Below are 16,949 nucleotides of genomic sequence, written 5' to 3' on the forward strand. Positions count from 1 at the left end.
TTTTCCGTTATTGCCGCGCCATCTGCGCGTTGCCGACAGCATCGCCATCGAGCTTCTGGTCGTCGTGCATGGTGACCGCGACGCGCAGCAGACGTCCCTCGTACTCGAACGGCGCCTCGTAATCCGACACGGGGCTGCCACGGTCGCGCCCGATGTCGAGCCCGGACCACGAGATCAAGGTGTGGAAGCCGAGCTGGGTCTGGACCGAACCTGCCGGCCCGCCGTCGATCAGCAGCGTGTATTCCGAGACACCCGTGCGCGCGCCCTTCGCGGGCGGCTCCTTGCGCACGAGCCGTTCGACGTGAACGCCGAGACGCCGCGCGCCCGGCGGCACCTTGCGGTCCGAACGCACGATCTGGTGGCTGCCGCCGATGTTGAGATCGTGCACGAGATGCCCGCCCTTGACGTAGAGGCTGTAGCCCGACGTCGCATCGCCGTGTGAGATCAGCACGCCGTCTGCGCCTGTCTCGCCGATCTCGACATGCGCCTCGATCGTGTAGCTGCGGCTGCGCACATCGGGCGCCACGTCCGTCGGCACATGCCCCATCCCGGCGTGGAAGACGAAGTGGCGGCGCGCGCCGTGGAAGCGCGCGGCATTCTCCGCAAAGCGCGGTCCGAAGCGGTCGTCGAGCGGCAGGACCTTGTGCTTCTCGGCTTCCTCCCACCATGCGGCGACCATCCTGGCGAGGCGCTCCGGCTCCCTGGCCGCGAGGTCGTTGGTCTCGGAGAAATCCGCGTCGAGATGGAACAGCTCCCATTTGTCGTTCTCGAACGACGTGCCCGAGGGATGAAAGGCGACGGCCTTCCATCCGCCGTGCCAGAGCCCGCGATGGCCGAACATCTCGAAATATTGCGGCGAGCTCTTCGAGGGTGCCAACGCCTCCGTGATCGAGCGCGCAAAGCTCTCGCCTTCCAGCGGCATTTGTTGGCAGCCCGCGATGGTCGCGGGCGCCTCGATGCCGACCAGTTCCAGCAGCGTCGGCGTGAGATCGCAGGCGTGGACGAACTGATGCCGCAACTCGCCTCGGCCTGCGATCTTCTTCGGCCAGTTGATCACGAAGGGATCGCGGATGCCGCCGCCATGGGTGTTCTGCTTGTAGCGGCGCAGCGGCGTGTTCGAGGCCATCGCCCAGCCATGCGGGAAATTGCTGTGCGTGTCGGGCCCGCCGATGTCGTCGATGCGGCTGAGCTTCTCAGCGACCGGCTCCGGCTTGAAGTTGAACGGTCCCATTGCGTTGACGAAGCCGAGCGGCCCACCCTCCTGGCTCGCGCCATTGTCGGACATCACGATGATCACGGTGTTGTCGCGGATACCGGCCGTCTCCAGGAACGAGACGAGACGGGCAAGATGCCGATCGGAATGGTCGAGCATGCCGGCGAAGGCCGCCTGCAGCCGCGTGAAGACGCGGCGCTCGTCAGCCGAATGCTCCTCCCAGGCCTTGACGCCGTCATTGCGCGCCGGCATCCGCGTTGCCTCCGGCACCAGCCCCATGGCTTTCTGGCGCGCCAGCCGCTGCTCGCGCTCGACGTCCCAGCCGTGCGCGAAGGCCGCGTCGTAGCTCATGATGATCTCGGCCGGCGCCTGATGCGGCGCGTGGCAGGCGCCGAGCGCGACCCACGTGAGCCAGGGGACATCCGGACGGTCGGCATGGTGATCGCCGATGAAGCGGATGGTCTGGTCGATCAGATCCTCGGTCAGATGATAACCATCGGCATAGCTGCCGGGAGGATCGATATGGGTGTTGTCGGAGACGAGTTCCGGCGCATACTGGTCGGTCTCGGCATCGAGGAAGCCGTAGAATCGGTCGAAGCCGCGGCCGAGCGGCCAGCCGTCGAACGGACCGGTGGCGCCGCTCTCGGTCAGCGGCGTGACATGCCATTTGCCGACCATGTAGTTGCGGTAGCCGTGCACGCGCAGCATCTCGGCGAGCGTCCCCGCCTCGCGCGCGATCTTGCCGCGATAACCGGGATAACCGGAATCGAAATTGGCAAGACAGCCGACGCCGACCGAATGATGGTTGCGCCCGGTGAGCAGCGCCGCGCGCGTGGTCGAGCACATGGCCGTGGTGTGGAAGCCGCTGTAACGCAGGCCTTCCGCGGCGAGCTTGTCGATGGTCGGCGTCCTGATCGCCGAGCCGTAGCAGCCGAAATCGGAGAAGCCGACATCGTCGAACAACACCACCAGGATGTTCGGCGCGCCCTCGGGCGGCTTCACGGCCTCCGGCCACCAGGGCCGTGAATCCGCTATGGTCTTGCCGACGGTGCCGCGGAACGGCGCGGTGCTGCCTGCGCTCATCTGCTCCTCCCTGTGCGATGCCTGGCGGTCGCGGTTGACCCGCAGCCTGCCCGGGCTTAAAATTATAATCAGAATTATGATTACGAAATTAGGCGGGATGCAAGCACGGATGAGGCCACGTCCGGAGCCCGAGCTTCGCGATTTCGACCTGCCCGGAGTCGCCCCGTCGCGGCAGAAGCGCAGCCGCGAGACGACGCTGGCGCTGCTGCGCGCCGGCGCCGACATGCTGCGGACGCGCAGCCTTGCCGAGCTCTCGATCGAGGCGCTCTGCGCCGAGGTCGGCGCCACCGTCGGCGCCTTCTACAGCCGTTTCGAGAGCAAGGAGGCCTATTTCAACGCCCTGATGGCGCTGGCCGCGCGCGACGGCGAGCAGCGGCTGGGCGACATCAGGCGCCCGTCACCGGATACGAGCCTCGACCAGCTCTGCCAGATCATCGTCAGCGGCATAGTGGCCTGGATGCGCAGCCACGAGGGCGTGCTGCGCGCCACGCTCCAACATGACGATACCCGCCCGGACAAATGGACGCCGTTCAAGGCGCTCGCCCAGGCGAGCACGACGCGCGCCACCCCTCTCCTGCTGCCGGCCATGGGCAAGGGCCGCAAAGCGGCGAAAACCCGCGCCATCGCATTCGGCTTCCAGGTCGTGCTGGGCACGCTGGTGAACGCGATCCTCAACGATCCCGGCCCGCTGTCGCTTGCATCGAAAGAGATGGAGACGCGGCTTGCCGGCTGCCTGTCGCTGTTGCTCCAGGCGGAGGTCGGTCAACCTGCCGCGAGATAGGCTTTCCGCCCCTGCTGTCAGCCAACGATGTCGTTCGCCCGGAGCAGCGTCGTGAAGCCGCCGTAGATCATGCGCTTGCCGTCGAACGGCATGCCCTCGAACTTCATCCGCGGGTCCTCCATCACCTTCTTGTTGATGGCATCGCGGGTCTCCCGGTCGCGGTAGACGATCCAGGCGAACACCACGACCTCGTCCTCTTTCGCCATCACCGCACGCGGAAACGAGGTGAGCTCTCCGTAGGGAACGTCGTCGCCGATGCATTCGACATAATCGAGCGCGCCGTGCTCCATCCAGAGCGCGCAGGCGGTCTTCGCCAGCACCTTGTAGGCCTCGATCTTGTCCTTCGGCACGGCAAGAATGAAACCATCGACATAGGGCATCAGGGATCTCCTTGGGTTGTACGGCCCAAGGACGATACTGCGCGCGGCGATCCGACCCGGACATGCGAATGCGAGTGAGGCAAAGCGTCGCGAGCGGCGACACAGCCGATCAACGTGCCATCCTGCTCGGGATTGGAACCACACCTTGGGAAGTACCGGGAGCTGGCTGGGGAACCTGGAGTCCCAACCAGACTCGGAAATGGGTGAATCTAATCAATGGCTTGGGTCGGGCGCCTTTGACGCCGGCAGATGGTGGTCCACAACCATGGTCCACCGGAAGCGCAAGCGCCCATGCCCCATTATCTCCGCCGCCGCGGTTATACATACTTTTTTCGGTACAGATGGCCGGCGCGCCTTGCACGAGCGGGTTTCTCCGGGGAGCTTATCCGCAGCCTCCGAACGACCGATTTCAGGGTCGCGCGTCGGCGGGCGCTCAACCTAGTTCTGCGTATTGAGACCATGACCTCTGAGAAGTTACCGACCCGGGCCGAGCTGGAAGGCATGGTTAGGGGCTGGATTGACGATTGCGTCTGGCGCCACGAAGTTCGGCTGGCAACGACCGGTATCGAATATTTCGATCACCCTGAAATTGAACGGATGGCGGAGGAAGACGCGCGCGAACTCGACTGCCTATTTCGGCGCTTGTCGGACCAGTTTGCTGAGCGTGAGAAGGCGGCGATAGGCCAGGCCCTGAGGGGCGACCCTGCAATGGACCGGTATCGTCCCATTGTCGAAAGCGCGGCGCGCGAGATTGGCGTGTCCGCGGATCCCGCCACCGTTGCGGGGCGTCTGTTCGAGCGCACCATCCTGCGGGGCTACGCCACCTTGTGCGACGAGTTGCGCGAGACAGCGGTCCCGATCCCGCGCGAGCCAGCGCCCCCGATCGCCAAAAAGCCCGTGAAAGAAGGGTCGTTTGTCTTCACGGCGTTTTGGGACGATTTCGAGAGGCACAAACTGGCCGTCCAGGAGTGGAAAACGGATACGGCGGCCAACGCGCGTGGCAGCCTCAATCTCTTCAACAAGATCAATCCAGGCCTCGCGGTCGCACGCCTCCTGAGCGAGCCCATCGCCACGAATTTCAAGGCGACCATGATGCAGCTGCCTGGGAACTACTCGCGAGGGAAGCGCGCATCCAAGACCATCGATCATTTGATCGCCCTAGGCGGCAGTCTCCGGCCAGCGGACCGCATGCAGAAGGGCACGGTCAACAAGCATGTGGCCAATCTCAAAGAGTACTGGGACTATCTCGTCAGCCAAAAGAAGCTGTCGGCGGAATTGCAGAATCCCTTCGCCGGTCTTCATATTCCGAAGGCCAAGGGGAAGAAGGCAAGGGACGAACGCCACAACTGGCCGCAATCGCTGGAGCGCCAACTGTTCGAGTCTCCGCTTTACACCGGCTGTGCCTCGATCCACCGGCGCGCCAAAAAGGGGCAGGAAATCCACCGCGACGCGCTGTTCTGGATGCCGCTTCTGGCCCGCACGATGGGCACCCGCGAAAACGAGATCTGCGATGCGTTGGTCGGGAGCGTGAAAATCGAAGAAACAGATGAGGGATCGATCCCCTACCTCGAAATTCTGGACGGCAAGGACAGCGGCTCCACGCGCGACGTGCCTTTCGCAGACCTCGTTCTCGACATGGGCTTTATGGAGCAGCGGGTGATCGGTCGCGATCCTGACGCGCCGTTGTTTCCGGAATTGATCCCCCAAGGGCCGGGAAAAAGACGCTCGGCCGCGTTTTCCGACCGCTTTGCCTATTATCGTCGGGCGATCAAGGTGTATCGACCCAGGGTGGATTTTCATTCATTTCGTGGATGTGTCGAAACCGATTTGAAGAATACGGCAGGCATAAACACCGCGTGGATCGACGAATTGATTGGCCATGAGAGCATTATTCGTCGTTCTGAAGGCGATCGTTACACCAAGAAAATCCGTTTGCCGATTTTGAAGCGCTTGGTGAATTCGATTTCGATTGCCGCTGATCTGAGCTTGCTTCGATACCACGGCGTACGCGGCGTTCCGGCGCCCGAGCGTGACCAGGAGCTTGGGCTTTTTACCGCCCTTGCCGAGCGGGAGATGGAGAAGAAGCGACGTTGAATGGCTGCTGAAAGCTGACTAGAGCTCTCCTCCTGCCGGAGACCCTAAAGGATTGTGCTGCTTAGAGCTCTCTAGGTCGCCTTGATATTAGCTTGTTGAAAGTACTACCTTTTTAATGCGGACGCTGCGCTGTTGCCTTAGAGCAGTGGTAAGCGACAATCGACCAGCCGCACTGTTCCTAGCGATCGGTCGACGTGACCCGAAGGCGACACTCGACGTTTACACCTTTGAGCGATAAAGCTTTTTGCGCTCAACGGTATCGCTTACAGCCAGCCTACCTGCGCACAGACAAAGTCTTCGTGGAGATACAAGTTTGGCCCGCCGACCTGTCGAACCTGCAAGACCTTCTGACGTTCTCGAAGAGTATGACGAGAACGAGCCCACCGGCGTCGAACTTGATCCGGAAGACGACTCCGCGACGGTAGTTAGCCCGTATGACCCCCGGCTTATTCGCGTCGATCCGAAAGTATATTCGGTTCGGCAAGTGATCGACATGATCGACGATCAAGAACTCGATCTTGCTCCAGACTTCCAAAGGCGACGGGTTTGGCGCGTCAGACAAAAATCATTGCTCATTGAGTCCATCCTCCTCCGAATACCTCTCCCCGCGTTCTACTTTTCCGCGGATGCGGAGGGCCGGTTACAGGTAGTCGATGGCGTCCAACGTTTGTCTACGATCTATGAATTCGTTCGCGACAGAAACTTACCACTCGATCATCTCGAATATCTCGGCGACGAACTTCAGGGAAAGACATACAACGACATCGAAGGAACGATTTGGTCCCGGCGAATCCTCAACACTCAGATCTCGGCCAATGTCATTGACCCTCAAACGCCAGTGGCTGTGAAGTTCGACATCTTTAGAAGGATCAACACTGGCGGGAGTCCCTTGAATTCTCAAGAAATCCGCCATTGCATGAGCAAGGATCGTTCTCGGCAATTTCTCCGAGACTTGTGCGATACTGCGGCATTTCGCGAAACCATGGGTAGTTCAATAATCGATCACGTGCGTATGGTCGATCGTGAGCTTGCGCTACGTTTCACCGCGTTCAAATTGATCGGGGATATCGCCAACTTCAAGCGCTATGGCTCGATGGATGAATTCCTGACGGAAATCAATCAACTGCTTGACAATTCGCACGAAGTAACGGCGAGACAGCTGCGCACACTTGCTGATGGCTTCGTGCGCGCGATGGAGAATGCTCGCCTTCTTTTTGGCCAGCACGCATTTCGGAAGTGGCCAGAGGGTTATGGATACCTTTACCCGATTAATCGCGCACTTTTTGACGTTTGGTCGGTAGCGCTGTCGGACATTTCACCCGATCGTTTGGAGCGCATGAAAGGTCCTTTGGTCGACGGCGCTAGAAGCCTAATGACAAATGATGGAGATTTCATCTCTGCCATCTCAACTGGGACCAGCTCTCCGCAAAAAATCATTACTCGCTTTGATCGCGTCCTAGATCTAGTGCGAGAATGCGAAAATGATTGAGCTCATTTCCGTAGACAATTTCAAGTGTCTGACAGGCCTTGAATTCAGGTGTGGCGCGTTAACACTTTTCACTGGCACAAACAGCGTTGGAAAATCGTCCGTCTTACAATCTGTCTTGCTTTTGCGATTGGCCAGCCTCCACGCCAACGAGTCCTCTCCATCTATCCCCCTCAATGGACCGTATGGATTGAACCTCGGTGAGTTTACGGACATTCTCAGACACGATGTCGACGTAGGTTCCAGCTCAACGATCACTATTTCAATTGTCGAAGGGCAATCGACGCATAGCCTTCTGCTTTCAGCGGACGTTGAAACAGCTCGATACGTGGATTTCAAATTCAGCACTAGCGCACCGGCATCACTACGCAAACGCGGACTGGGCCAGTTCACATATCTATGCTCTGACCGCTTTGGCCCACGCATCTCTTCAGAAGTCCAATCTGTTCCAAAAGATCTACTAGCAATTGGCTACAGAGGTGAACACGTCGCAGACGTCCTTAATCGTTGCGAGCGCGATGAGGTTCTTCCCAACCTAGAGCATCCAGCGGCCAAAGGTCAGCGCCTGCTGAAACAAGCCGAAGCTTGGCTGTCGACCTTCGTTCCTGGAGTAGAAATCAGGGTCGATCCTGCCTTCGATGTTGATCTCGCGACAATTCGATTTAAACGTGGGGGCGTATCGTCTGAATGGGAGAGGCCAGGCAATACAGGATTCGGCGTATCCTATTGCCTCCCGATTGTCGTCGCAGGGCTGATTGCCAAGCCGGGATCCCTGCTTATGGTGGAAAGCCCGGAAGCGCATCTTCACGCGTCTGCTCAATCGTCCATGGGGGCATTTCTGGCTCGGATCGCAGCTTCTGGAATTCAGGTGTTTATCGAGACCCACAGTGATCACGTTCTCAACGGCATCAGACGATCGGTTGTGGATCCAGATCATCCACTCATGCCAACGCATGTGGTCATGAACCACCTAACGTTAGAAGGCGGCAACGTAACGAAAGAGGAAATTGAGATCACCGACCATGGTAGTCTCTCTAGCCGACCAGCCGCATTCTTCGATCAAGCCGAGATAGACATCGCTGCCATCGTAAAAGCACGCTTTCCATCACTCAAATGATCACTTTGGTGCTCGACGAAGAACGCCTCCGCGCCTCTGAGGAAAGTCTTGAGAGCGAATTCCTGACGATCGCTGGCTTATTAGAGAAATGGCGAAAGGAAGGCGTCGCCGTCAAGAAGCGATCTAGCATTTGGGTGGCCAACGTAAATGGCGAGCAGGCTTTATTCAACATTCTGTTTGAGAATGGACGTCTCGACCGGGATATTGCCGGCCAGCTGCTCAGAGAAATCGATGCCTTGCCAGATTGGGATCTCCTTGAAGGTGAGCTCCGGACGTCTTTTGAGTTTGTCTGCGAGGAAGTCGCGCGACAGAGGGCCACAGGTTGCGCAGTATTGCCGCAATTTGACGGCGTCATGGATGTGGATGGCCACCGCGTCTATTTGGTGGGGAGCTCCGCACAGGCGATTGCGTTCTATCGCGACGCCGCCAACCTGGGAAATTTCTCTGAGGCGCAGTTCTTATCAAATGCAATCAAAGCGTTCCCAGAGTTGTATCTCCATCCCAAACTTGAGCCCCAACTATCTCGCTTCAGCAGAGCATTCGGCCCTGACCTCCGCAGCGTCCTCACATCAGCGTTAAGCTCGCTGAATGACCATCTTCCAAGTTTGTTGGCAGAGGGTCGCTCTTCCCACGAGTTGGCTCGCGCGTTCCAGGCTCTTTCAGGGTTCGAGATCAGCCCCGAGTCACCTAATACACACCGAAATAGAGCCGCAATGGCCGAACGCGACGTGTTGTTTGACAAAATTAAAGTACGTTGTGAGTGGCATCTCAAGCTTGAACCGCACAGAGACAGAATTCACTTCTTTTTCGGACAGCACAAAGTTTCACAGAGGCCAATACTGGTTGGAATTTTCTGTGAGCATCTTTCGACGTAGATCCTACACTAACACGATCGCGTGGAACGTTTGTTAGTGCTCGCGAATGGCTTCACGCTGAGCTTGGACGTAGACCTCAAGCCGGGCGACATAGGTGCGGAAAGCCGAACTTTCGGTAGCGTTCAGTGAAATAGCTCACCTTGAATGGGGGTTGACGTCGGAGATCGGATTACAGAAGGGATCGTTACCCTAGGGCCGAACCAGCAGGGCGGGGCCGCGTAGCCGCAAAGCGGCTGGCGTGGAGCCGGCCCGGCCCAGCCGGGCTTTGAAAGGTCGAGCGCGATATCGGCCGTCAATGGCACAGGGATCGGCGGTCCCTTTTTGACTTTGGAAATTAGCCAAAGCGCCCACCGAATGAGATGTGGATGGGTGGCACTTCCTTGACTTTCGCTCTGATGCGACCGATCTTGAAGGCGAGCTCCCCCGGGCGCGAGGCTTGGGACATCAGCGTGTACCAGGTGCTTGCACGCTGACGGAGCCTGGCCTGCGCGGGGATCCCCGGTCCCGATAGCGCGCGGATGGGGTGTCGAAACGACGACACCGTACCCCCCAATCTCACACTTGGACGGCGCAGTCCCTGCTCGTGTCCAGTTGGATAGCGCCACGGCGCGGGGACGAATCCGTCGGCACCGGGCCCGTCTCTCTTCCAAGTAATTCTCACCGTTCTTTGTGCCGCGGAAGTCAGAGGCTTCCGGAAGGGTTCCGGAAATTCTGGAACAGATACGTAAGGCTTCTGAAAATGCGGCTGCGAGGCTCCGACGTTGAGCAATTCATCAATTCTCTAAGCAAAGAGCCAGCTTCCCGGCTGGGAGAAGACTTCGGCTGCCCGAAAGCAATACCTCGTCGGCAACATCAGCACCGGTATTGCCAAAGACGCATGGAAGGAACTGCACGCCAGGGGACGCGTGAATCCGACGGCTACGGGAGGCTCTCGTGAACTCCGTGGCGATCATTGACGGATGCGGGGTCCCGCGGACCCGCCCGATTCCGAGCGAGCTCGCTTACCCCCTGCCCGAACTCCTTCGGCAGGACTGCCGCGACCCGCGTCGTCAGCATCAATGCGCGGCAGATCGGCAGGCGGTGCCGTTGGATTTGTTCGCGAACGTCGTCAATCGCTGACTCCCGCATACAGGACATCTCAAATGAAAGCCTTGATCGTAAATCCCGTTTCCGCCATCTGGAGCGCGCTTGGGCGTCTTCTCGGTTTGCCTACAACGGCTCGTGCTCCGGCCATCCGGACAGCGAAGAAAGGACCAGAATCCCGTCGCAAGCCGCGGACGCAGCAGCGGCGCCGAGTACGACTTTCGCCGGTCTCCGGGCCACGGCTGGCGCTGAGGCTGCTATCCAAGATGGTGGGCCAGTTCGCCGGCACCGCTCTTCCTGTGCAGCCGACCGCCCATGATCTAGTGGTCGCCTGGGCACAGTTGGGTCACCCCCTAGGCGACTTCGTCAAGGCCCTGATCGGGCTGGGTAGGAAGGTGCCCGAGATTCTTGAGCATCAGGACGAGGGTGCCGAATATGAGAAACTGCGCAAGAGGGCTAAGGCTAGCCCGAGGGTATTCATCGAAGCCATCTGGCGGGAAATCCCGCTCTGTGCGAGCCGAGAGACGGCAGATCTCTTGAACCGCTACGTAAAGAGGCTCTTTCCGCGCGGCATCCCGGAGCCGGACAAGTCGGACAGCGCCGCCAGCGCGCGCGAGTGCCATGTCGTGGATTCTTTCGACCGACCCTTGATCTGTCGGGCGATTGAACATGGCAAAGGCGGTCGCGTGGAGATTCTAGATTTGGGTAGCGGGTACCTCCATCAGGACACCTTGAAGCTCTCCGCTTGGCGGCTGATCGACGGATGGCTGACGAGAGGACAGCGCGTGATGAAGCGGGGCAATCCGGATGAATCCGGAGCCCCCAGCGAAGATCTTCAGCTCAATTTACCCAGGCCGAAGATCTGAAGGCAGGGAGAGATGGTGAAGGCAGATTGGGATAGCCAGCGGGGGCGTGTGGTCCAAATGACCACGCCTCCTGGCCAAGGGGCCGCGGCCCCTGTGGAACCCCTATGAAGAAAGCCAAGCGCAGTTCCGTCGTGAGGGTCCGGCTAACGGACGAAGAGCACGCAGCGATCCTCGCCGCGGCGACGTCGGCCGGGCTCGGCATCTGCAGCTACACTCGCATGGTCGTGGTGAAGGCGGTCGGTCGCACGCCCGCGCCGGCCCCTCGCAGGCCCGACGAACACGCGATCGCGCTCGCAAGATGGACCGGCCAGTTGGGCAAGATCGGAAATTCCCTCAATCAGCTTGCACGTGATCACAACGTCGGATTTGACGTTTGGGGGCTCGACGTCGAGGAGGTGCGGAAGGAGCTTCGCGAGCTGCGGGAAGCTGTCCTGAATTTTCACAGACCCGAAAGCCGATGATCATAACGATCTCCAAACATGGGCGAACGCGCCGGGACGGCGCGCAATTGGTCCAGCATCTTCTCAAGCCCGAGAACGAAGCGATCGAGGTGCTCGAGATCGGCAATTGCGCCGCTACCGACATCGAGGGCGTCATTCGCGACATGGAGCTCCTCAGGGATAGTTCTAAGGCCACCGCCGGATTCCATCACCTGTCCATCAGCCCGCGGCGCGACTGCACGAAGGATGAGCTTCGCGCTTGTGCCAATCGAACCAGGCTGGAGCTGGACCCCGAAGGCGAACGAGCCTACGTCATTATTCGTCACGTCAAGAAACGCGCAACACCAGATGCTGCACCATCCCATGCCCATCTCGTCCTCGCCAACGTCCTGGCACCAACCGACTCCGCCGCCGTGGGCCGAGCACTAAAGGACGGGCGATCCAAGATCCGCACCGAGGCGATCGCTCGCATTTGCGAATACGAGCTCGGCGAATTTCCGCCAACGCTGGGCCGGCATCATAAATCGGTCTTGAAAATCTTGGACGAGCGCGGGCTCACGCACATTCGGAGGTGGTTAGTGGACGCGCTCGGCGAAGGCCCCGAGCGCCCGCGATCGGCCATGTCGCCCCAAACCCGTCAGCGGGCCAAGCGTCAGGGCGTGAACCTGCCGGTCGCCAAGGCAACCGTCGCTGCCCTCTGGTCGGTGACCGGGAACGCGGCCAGCTTCCAGACTGCGCTCCAGGGTAACGGGTTTGAGCTGGTGCCTGGCAACCGGAGAAACGTTTGGGTGGTCCGCGATGGAGAAGGCCATCTGATCGGCGCTGCGGACCGCCTGTTAGGGATAAAGCGCCATGAATTCCGTCACCTCATGGAGAATCCGAATGAACCAGCCGCAAAACGAACGCAACCAGGACCAGCGCCCGCTGACGGTCGCGCACGGCAGGAAGCTGTTCGATCAGTCGAAAGCAATCGCCGATCAGCTAGACCGATTGAGCCCACTCTTGGGCCTGTTGGAGCCCGAAGCTTCGAATGCGGATCAAGACCCGATCTCTCGGACATTGAAATTCCTCGAAGCCTTGGCGGATCACTCGCAGCGCCAGACCGACTTGCTCCAGGAGATCGATTCGAAATTGGAATTCCTTCTCGCAAATTCGAGTATTGGCGATCGATGATCCTGCTTAGAGGCCTCGGGCGCGGCCTTGCCCGCTCAACAACGATAGCTGAATTCATGAAAAAGGATCCGCCACCTCAGATCCGTGAAGAGCGTTGGGATATCTGGGGCGTTCCAATACCGCCGCCGAAATACCACCCCTAGGCAGTCAGTCTGACGCGAGCCGGGCGTCCAGGCCGGCGTCATTTCGCATGGATGCCCCCTTTCCGCGTTCTTAGGCTTGTCCAGGGTTTCACCGCGAAGCGGCGGCCACCGGCCGCCCTTGACAAGCCTAAGAACGCGGTATCTTGCATTCCATCGAAATCGACGCCTCATACCGCGCAGCTACGGACAACCGCGCTAGTCTAACGACCTGAAAAATGCGTGAGCCTTGTGAGAGGCATACACTTTCAACATCAACCGGTGATGGATGTTCGAGCGCCCGACCAAAAACGACCTAGACATAGCTCTATCGATGCTGATGCACGATAGCCGGCATAAGCTGATGGAACGAATCAACCAGATCAAGAGCGATGCCATCAGGGCGGGAGCGCTTCAGAGCAGTGGCGTCATCGTCGCGGCGATAAAAGAGGCAGACGACATACACAAGGCAGCGTCCGACAGGGCGCTCACGATAGTGCTCGACTACATCGAGCGAATGGAGCGCGCGCCGGCTGAGGTTGTCGCCTGGGCGCGCCCTCACCTCGACAATATGAACAGCTCTCTTCTTGGCGTGGTGCCACCTAATGGCTTTCCGCAAGAGCATAAGCAGCTGGCGAACCAGTATAGCACCGTGTTCAAACAGCGCACCGATATCATGCTACGCAATTGCGAGATTGGACATCAGCAGAGAGCGGCCTTCGCGCGCGCCGAGAAGGTGGAAAGCAAAGAAGAGTGGATCAGCGCCGGCGAGGCCATTCGGCTTCTAAAGCCGAGCCTTGGCGGTGAGATGACGGCGCAAAGGAGCATTTGCAAGCGTGCGCACGCCGGACTGGTGCGCTCACATGCGCAGCGTCTCGTTATCGCGGGCAGGCCGCGCGACAACGCGGAATTGCCCGCCTTCTTTTGGTGGGCTGAGGGATACGAGGCCCTACACCAAAATTGGCGGACGGGTGACTTTGACACCTGGGTGAAAGGCGACAACTTGCCCCGCGAGCTTCGCTCCACACGTGAGATTCACTTCGAGGCATTTGGCGTCTCATTTCTGCGCTCGGATGTTGAAAAGATGATCCCGCCCGCCCCCTCTCCCCCGCCCGCTCCTCCGGCGTCGAACCAGGCCGCAGCTCAGCCCGGCGGCCGGCCGCCAGCCGACTGGTGGGAGGAGTGCCTCATTGATCTTTGCTTCCAGCACTTTCGCGGCGACCTCCAGCCGAAGACTCAAGCTGACATCATCCGAGCAATGCAGGATTGGATCGTTGCGCACGGCTACGACGCGGCCGAGAGCACGATCAAAATCCGCGCCCGCAAACTGATGGACGCCATCAAGCGCGAATCCGAAGCCGAAAACTAGGTTTTCGACCGTTCCTGCCCCTTCTCGGCCGACGAACAGGGCTTCGACCCCTATCCTATTCGCATCGGGTGCGTTGCTGGCCTCCCCGCCGATTGGGCGCGGCTTCAACGCACGGAGGTTGCGTTGCGGCCAATCCCAATGTGATGACATTGGACGGCCTCGTACAGCGGAGGCCCTATGACAGGTCATTTATCGATTGAGGTTCTAGGAATCCTACGGGGCGCGGCTGACGGCCCCCTGGCGATCGGCGTGCTTACGCTTCTCGCCCTCGCCGTCACCAAGCGCCTGTGGTGGGGCCCTCGACGCCATTGAAGCCTATGGGACCGATAGGCGTAATCCGAGGCCGTCAGTTGATGCTGACTCGCTACCTAGCCAAAGGCAAATCGCGAGACCCATTGGCTGGAAGTCCATTGGGAAGGCCGCGGCCCACGGGAATCAGATAAACGTGAGAAATTGGACCGAAAAAACCGAGGTGCGGATGAATGGGCCTGCAATACTGGCGCGAACATTGTCGTCGGCCAACATTCGAGATCGTTATCATAATGACTGGCAGTATCACTCGCGCAGTGACCATCACTCGAAAATCGCCTGCTGGGGCGTGATCTTCGATTTGATGGTCTCGACTCCGCTTCTGAGGCGTCACGTAGAAGCTGGCGCGGTTTGCTTCGGCATCAATCATGAAATGCGAGACTTCGTTCACGACCGGAAAAAGAACCTTGATCTCGTACTCTGTACGCCTGGCGGCGCGACCACGGCGGACACCTTGGCAAGCATGGGGAGAAGCTATCAAATCGAACTGACCGACGAAGAGCGGATCGCCTTTGACACGCTTCCGCAACTCGTTCGTGCCCCTGTCGGGTCGGTAATCATGGCGCTTGAGGCCAAAGCCTGCATGACCGCGCATCAGCGTGCACTTCCTCGCCTGTACGACGAACTAAACTCGTCGCATCTCACGGTTCACGGAGCGAGTGATCAGGCAGTCGCAGTCGCGTATACCATGGTGAATGTCGCAGAGAATTACCTTAGTCCAGATTTGAACAAGAAGAACAAGTCGTCAGATCCAGAGTGGAGTAAGCACAAACAGCCGCGCGATGCCCAGCTAGCGATTGACAAAATCAAGCAACTCCCGCGTCGCTCAAAGGTAGGCGACGTTGGCTATGATGCGATCTCGATCGTCGTCATAGATATGGCCAACGACGGGAGCGCTGTTAAGCTCGTGAGTGGACCGCCGGCGCCGCCCAAAGGTGATATATACAACTATGAAAACATGATTGCTCGGCTATCCGGCATCTACGCGACGCGATTTAAGGATCTTAGTTAGCTTGGCTCGGATTTGATTCTCTTCACACTCCCATATGATGATGACGCGATAACCTTCCCGCCTAAGAAGTGTTATGCTTCGTGCGTCTCTGCGTCTATTGTCACGAAATTTGGCAAGCCAGAAATTCCGGTTTGACTTGGGTATTGTCGCTCTGAGGCAACCCTTGTGATGGTGCCAGAAGCACCCATTTACGAAGACAGCCCAGCGTTTTGAGCGGTTCGCAAAATCGGGACTGCCGGGAAGCTTCTTTACGTTTTTGCGATAGTGGACCCCTAGATCGCGCAGCACGGTCGCGACGATCGTCTCAATCTTCGTACCCTTCTGCCTGATCCGCGCCATTCGTGCGGATGTTTCGGCATCGGGGCGCGCTGCCTTCATTCGGCAGCAACAGCGAATTTCGGGTTCTCAAGGGCGTCCATCCGAAAGAGATGCTCGCGAAGTCGATCTTGAAAGCCGTCCGCAAAGCGCAGCTTTGCTCGCTCGGTCCTCGAAAGAAATCCTCGCGTAGCCCGCGCCGAAAGGGGTTTTCCATCGTGACGGAGAAACTGCGTTAAGGCGGGTCGCGCTTCCCATTTCGGATAGGAATTGATTCGAACTGCATATCGGCCGTTGCCGTCATAGCGTGCCGCTGTTGGCCACCTGCCACTCGCAGGTAGTGCGCCATCTCGATCGGCGTCATACTTGCCGGGTCGAGCTAGGCGTTTGCCCAACCACGCTGCAACCGGAACTGTGACGGCGTTCCCGATGAGCGACCAGCGAAGTGAAGCACGAGAAACCTGCTCTGCCGGACGGGTCCAATTCTCCGGAAACCCTTGAAGGCGCTCTGCATCCCGAATGTCAGGTGTAATGACATCCCCTGATGGCAGCAAGATCGCGGGGGGAGAAGCGATCCCAACGGTCGAGCCATTCTTCAATGTAGGAATCGAATCGGGGGCCCACCCGAGACCACGTATTCCTTCGGTCCAATAGAAGCCGTGAGCATACGCATCGAGATTGGTTGGGAGCACATTTGGCTCAGCTTCGTCCGTCAGAATGACCGAAGCAGGATCGACGTCAGTCGTAGTCGCGACGAAAAGCACACGCTCCCGCCGTTGTGGCAAGAACGAGAGACTATTCACGACGCGATAAGCCCAGCGATAGCCGCGCTCCTCAAATGCTTCGACCAGGGTGCGCATGCCGCTTCCTTTGTCGAGTTGCAACATGAATGAAACATTCTCAAGCACGACCCATGGCACGCGCCGTCGGTCGAGCAGACGGAAGATCTCACCCACTAGCCCAGACCGAGAGCCTCCAATACCCAGAGTTTGGCCTGCCTGGCTAAGATCCTGGCAGGGAAATCCGCCTGCTATCAGGTCGACTTCCCTCGGCAGGGTCTTGAGGTCTCGAACGTCCCGCTTACAAGGAACGTCAGGCATCCTCGCCGCGAGGACGGCACGAGCGGGTTCCCAAATTTCGCAAAGCAGGCTTGGCTCATGCCCCGCCGCAGCAAGGCCCCGCTCCAATCCCCCAACGCCGGCGAATAATCCCGCGACCTTCACTTCCAACCCCA

General features: G+C 59.2%; 14 protein-coding genes and 1 pseudogene. 11 read left to right on the forward strand and 4 right to left on the reverse strand.

The window, feature by feature from the left end:
* Positions 1-7 precede the first annotated feature (7 nt).
* Positions 8-2,296: an arylsulfatase gene (locus ACM42_RS17135; protein WP_271529053.1), complete on the reverse strand. Its 2,289-nt coding sequence runs from the start codon at positions 2,294-2,296 to the stop codon at positions 8-10.
* 109 nt (positions 2,297-2,405) lie between these two features.
* Here ACM42_RS17135 and ACM42_RS17140 point away from each other — a divergent pair, with 109 nt between their 5' ends.
* A complete protein-coding gene (locus tag ACM42_RS17140; RefSeq protein WP_271529054.1) occupies positions 2,406-3,077 on the forward strand; it encodes a TetR/AcrR family transcriptional regulator in 672 nt (223 codons plus the stop codon).
* 17 nt (positions 3,078-3,094) lie between these two features.
* Here the strand turns inward: ACM42_RS17140 and ACM42_RS17145 are convergent, their stop codons facing one another.
* Positions 3,095-3,457, reverse strand: a complete 363-nt coding sequence (locus ACM42_RS17145; RefSeq protein WP_271529055.1) for a DUF1428 domain-containing protein — start codon at positions 3,455-3,457, stop codon at positions 3,095-3,097.
* Between the two features lie 291 nt (positions 3,458-3,748).
* Between ACM42_RS17145 and ACM42_RS38705 the strand changes: the two are divergent.
* From ACM42_RS38705 to ACM42_RS17190, 10 genes and pseudogenes are all read left to right on the forward strand, one after another.
* Positions 3,749-3,904 (forward strand): annotated as a pseudogene (locus ACM42_RS38705) (DUF6538 domain-containing protein); the annotation flags it as partial.
* Between the two features lie 12 nt (positions 3,905-3,916).
* Positions 3,917-5,551: a hypothetical protein gene (locus ACM42_RS17150; RefSeq protein ID WP_271529056.1), complete on the forward strand. Its 1,635-nt coding sequence runs from the start codon at positions 3,917-3,919 to the stop codon at positions 5,549-5,551.
* Positions 5,552-5,864: 313 nt separating this feature from the next.
* Complete coding sequence (locus ACM42_RS17155; RefSeq protein ID WP_271529057.1) at positions 5,865-7,040, forward strand: DUF262 domain-containing protein; 1,176 nt, start codon at positions 5,865-5,867, stop codon at positions 7,038-7,040.
* Positions 7,033-8,154 carry an AAA family ATPase gene (locus ACM42_RS17160; RefSeq protein WP_271529058.1) on the forward strand — a complete coding sequence of 374 codons (1,122 nt, stop codon included), beginning with the start codon at positions 7,033-7,035 and terminating at the stop codon, positions 8,152-8,154. The genes ACM42_RS17155 and ACM42_RS17160 overlap by 8 nt, the downstream gene beginning before the upstream one ends.
* The gene (locus ACM42_RS17165; protein WP_271529059.1) at positions 8,151-9,029 is read left to right on the forward strand and encodes a hypothetical protein; all 879 of its coding nucleotides are present in this window, start codon (positions 8,151-8,153) and stop codon (positions 9,027-9,029) included. Before ACM42_RS17160 ends, ACM42_RS17165 begins: the two co-directional genes overlap by 4 nt.
* 1,142 nt (positions 9,030-10,171) lie before the next feature.
* On the forward strand, positions 10,172-10,978 hold the full coding sequence (locus ACM42_RS17170) for a hypothetical protein (RefSeq protein WP_271529060.1): 807 nt from the start codon (positions 10,172-10,174) through the stop codon (positions 10,976-10,978).
* Positions 10,979-11,082: 104 nt separating this feature from the next.
* Positions 11,083-11,439, forward strand: a complete 357-nt coding sequence (locus ACM42_RS17175) for a plasmid mobilization protein (RefSeq protein ID WP_271529061.1) — start codon at positions 11,083-11,085, stop codon at positions 11,437-11,439.
* On the forward strand, positions 11,436-12,734 hold the full coding sequence (locus ACM42_RS17180) for a hypothetical protein (protein WP_271529062.1): 1,299 nt from the start codon (positions 11,436-11,438) through the stop codon (positions 12,732-12,734). The genes ACM42_RS17175 and ACM42_RS17180 overlap by 4 nt, the downstream gene beginning before the upstream one ends.
* A 340-nt stretch (positions 12,735-13,074) precedes the next feature.
* Positions 13,075-14,079, forward strand: a complete 1,005-nt coding sequence (locus ACM42_RS17185; RefSeq protein WP_271529063.1) for a hypothetical protein — start codon at positions 13,075-13,077, stop codon at positions 14,077-14,079.
* Between the two features lie 445 nt (positions 14,080-14,524).
* Positions 14,525-15,400, forward strand: coding sequence for a hypothetical protein (locus ACM42_RS17190; RefSeq protein WP_271529065.1), 876 nt, complete (start codon positions 14,525-14,527; stop codon positions 15,398-15,400).
* On the opposite strand, the gene ACM42_RS17195 is transcribed toward ACM42_RS17190, so the two are convergent.
* Both ACM42_RS17195 and ACM42_RS17200 read right to left on the reverse strand, forming a co-directional pair.
* Complete coding sequence (locus ACM42_RS17195) at positions 15,359-15,778, reverse strand: very short patch repair endonuclease (RefSeq protein ID WP_271529067.1); 420 nt, start codon at positions 15,776-15,778, stop codon at positions 15,359-15,361. The genes ACM42_RS17190 and ACM42_RS17195 overlap by 42 nt on opposite strands.
* Complete coding sequence (locus ACM42_RS17200; RefSeq protein WP_271529270.1) at positions 15,775-16,938, reverse strand: DNA cytosine methyltransferase; 1,164 nt, start codon at positions 16,936-16,938, stop codon at positions 15,775-15,777. The genes ACM42_RS17195 and ACM42_RS17200 overlap by 4 nt, the downstream gene beginning before the upstream one ends.
* Positions 16,939-16,949 lie beyond the last annotated feature (11 nt).

It is taken from the genome of Bradyrhizobium sp. CCBAU 25338 (genome assembly GCF_028128965.1).
In the GTDB taxonomy this organism is placed as follows: domain Bacteria; phylum Pseudomonadota; class Alphaproteobacteria; order Rhizobiales; family Xanthobacteraceae; genus Bradyrhizobium; species Bradyrhizobium liaoningense.

Excerpts from the sequence above, each read along its gene's own strand:
- ACM42_RS17135 (WP_271529053.1), bottom strand. The coding sequence starts at position 2,296 with ATGAGCGCAGGCAGCACCGCGCCGTTCCGCGGCACCGTCGGCAAGACC.
- ACM42_RS17140 (WP_271529054.1), top strand. The coding sequence starts at position 2,406 with ATGAGGCCACGTCCGGAGCCCGAGCTTCGCGATTTCGACCTGCCCGGA.
- ACM42_RS17145 (WP_271529055.1), bottom strand. The coding sequence starts at position 3,457 with ATGCCCTATGTCGATGGTTTCATTCTTGCCGTGCCGAAGGACAAGATC.
- ACM42_RS17150 (WP_271529056.1), top strand. The coding sequence starts at position 3,917 with ATGACCTCTGAGAAGTTACCGACCCGGGCCGAGCTGGAAGGCATGGTT.
- ACM42_RS17160 (WP_271529058.1), top strand. The coding sequence starts at position 7,033 with ATGATTGAGCTCATTTCCGTAGACAATTTCAAGTGTCTGACAGGCCTT.
- ACM42_RS17165 (WP_271529059.1), top strand. The coding sequence starts at position 8,151 with ATGATCACTTTGGTGCTCGACGAAGAACGCCTCCGCGCCTCTGAGGAA.
- ACM42_RS17170 (WP_271529060.1), top strand. The coding sequence starts at position 10,172 with ATGAAAGCCTTGATCGTAAATCCCGTTTCCGCCATCTGGAGCGCGCTT.
- ACM42_RS17175 (WP_271529061.1), top strand. The coding sequence starts at position 11,083 with ATGAAGAAAGCCAAGCGCAGTTCCGTCGTGAGGGTCCGGCTAACGGAC.
- ACM42_RS17180 (WP_271529062.1), top strand. The coding sequence starts at position 11,436 with ATGATCATAACGATCTCCAAACATGGGCGAACGCGCCGGGACGGCGCG.
- ACM42_RS17185 (WP_271529063.1), top strand. The coding sequence starts at position 13,075 with ATGGAACGAATCAACCAGATCAAGAGCGATGCCATCAGGGCGGGAGCG.
- ACM42_RS17195 (WP_271529067.1), bottom strand. The coding sequence starts at position 15,778 with ATGAAGGCAGCGCGCCCCGATGCCGAAACATCCGCACGAATGGCGCGG.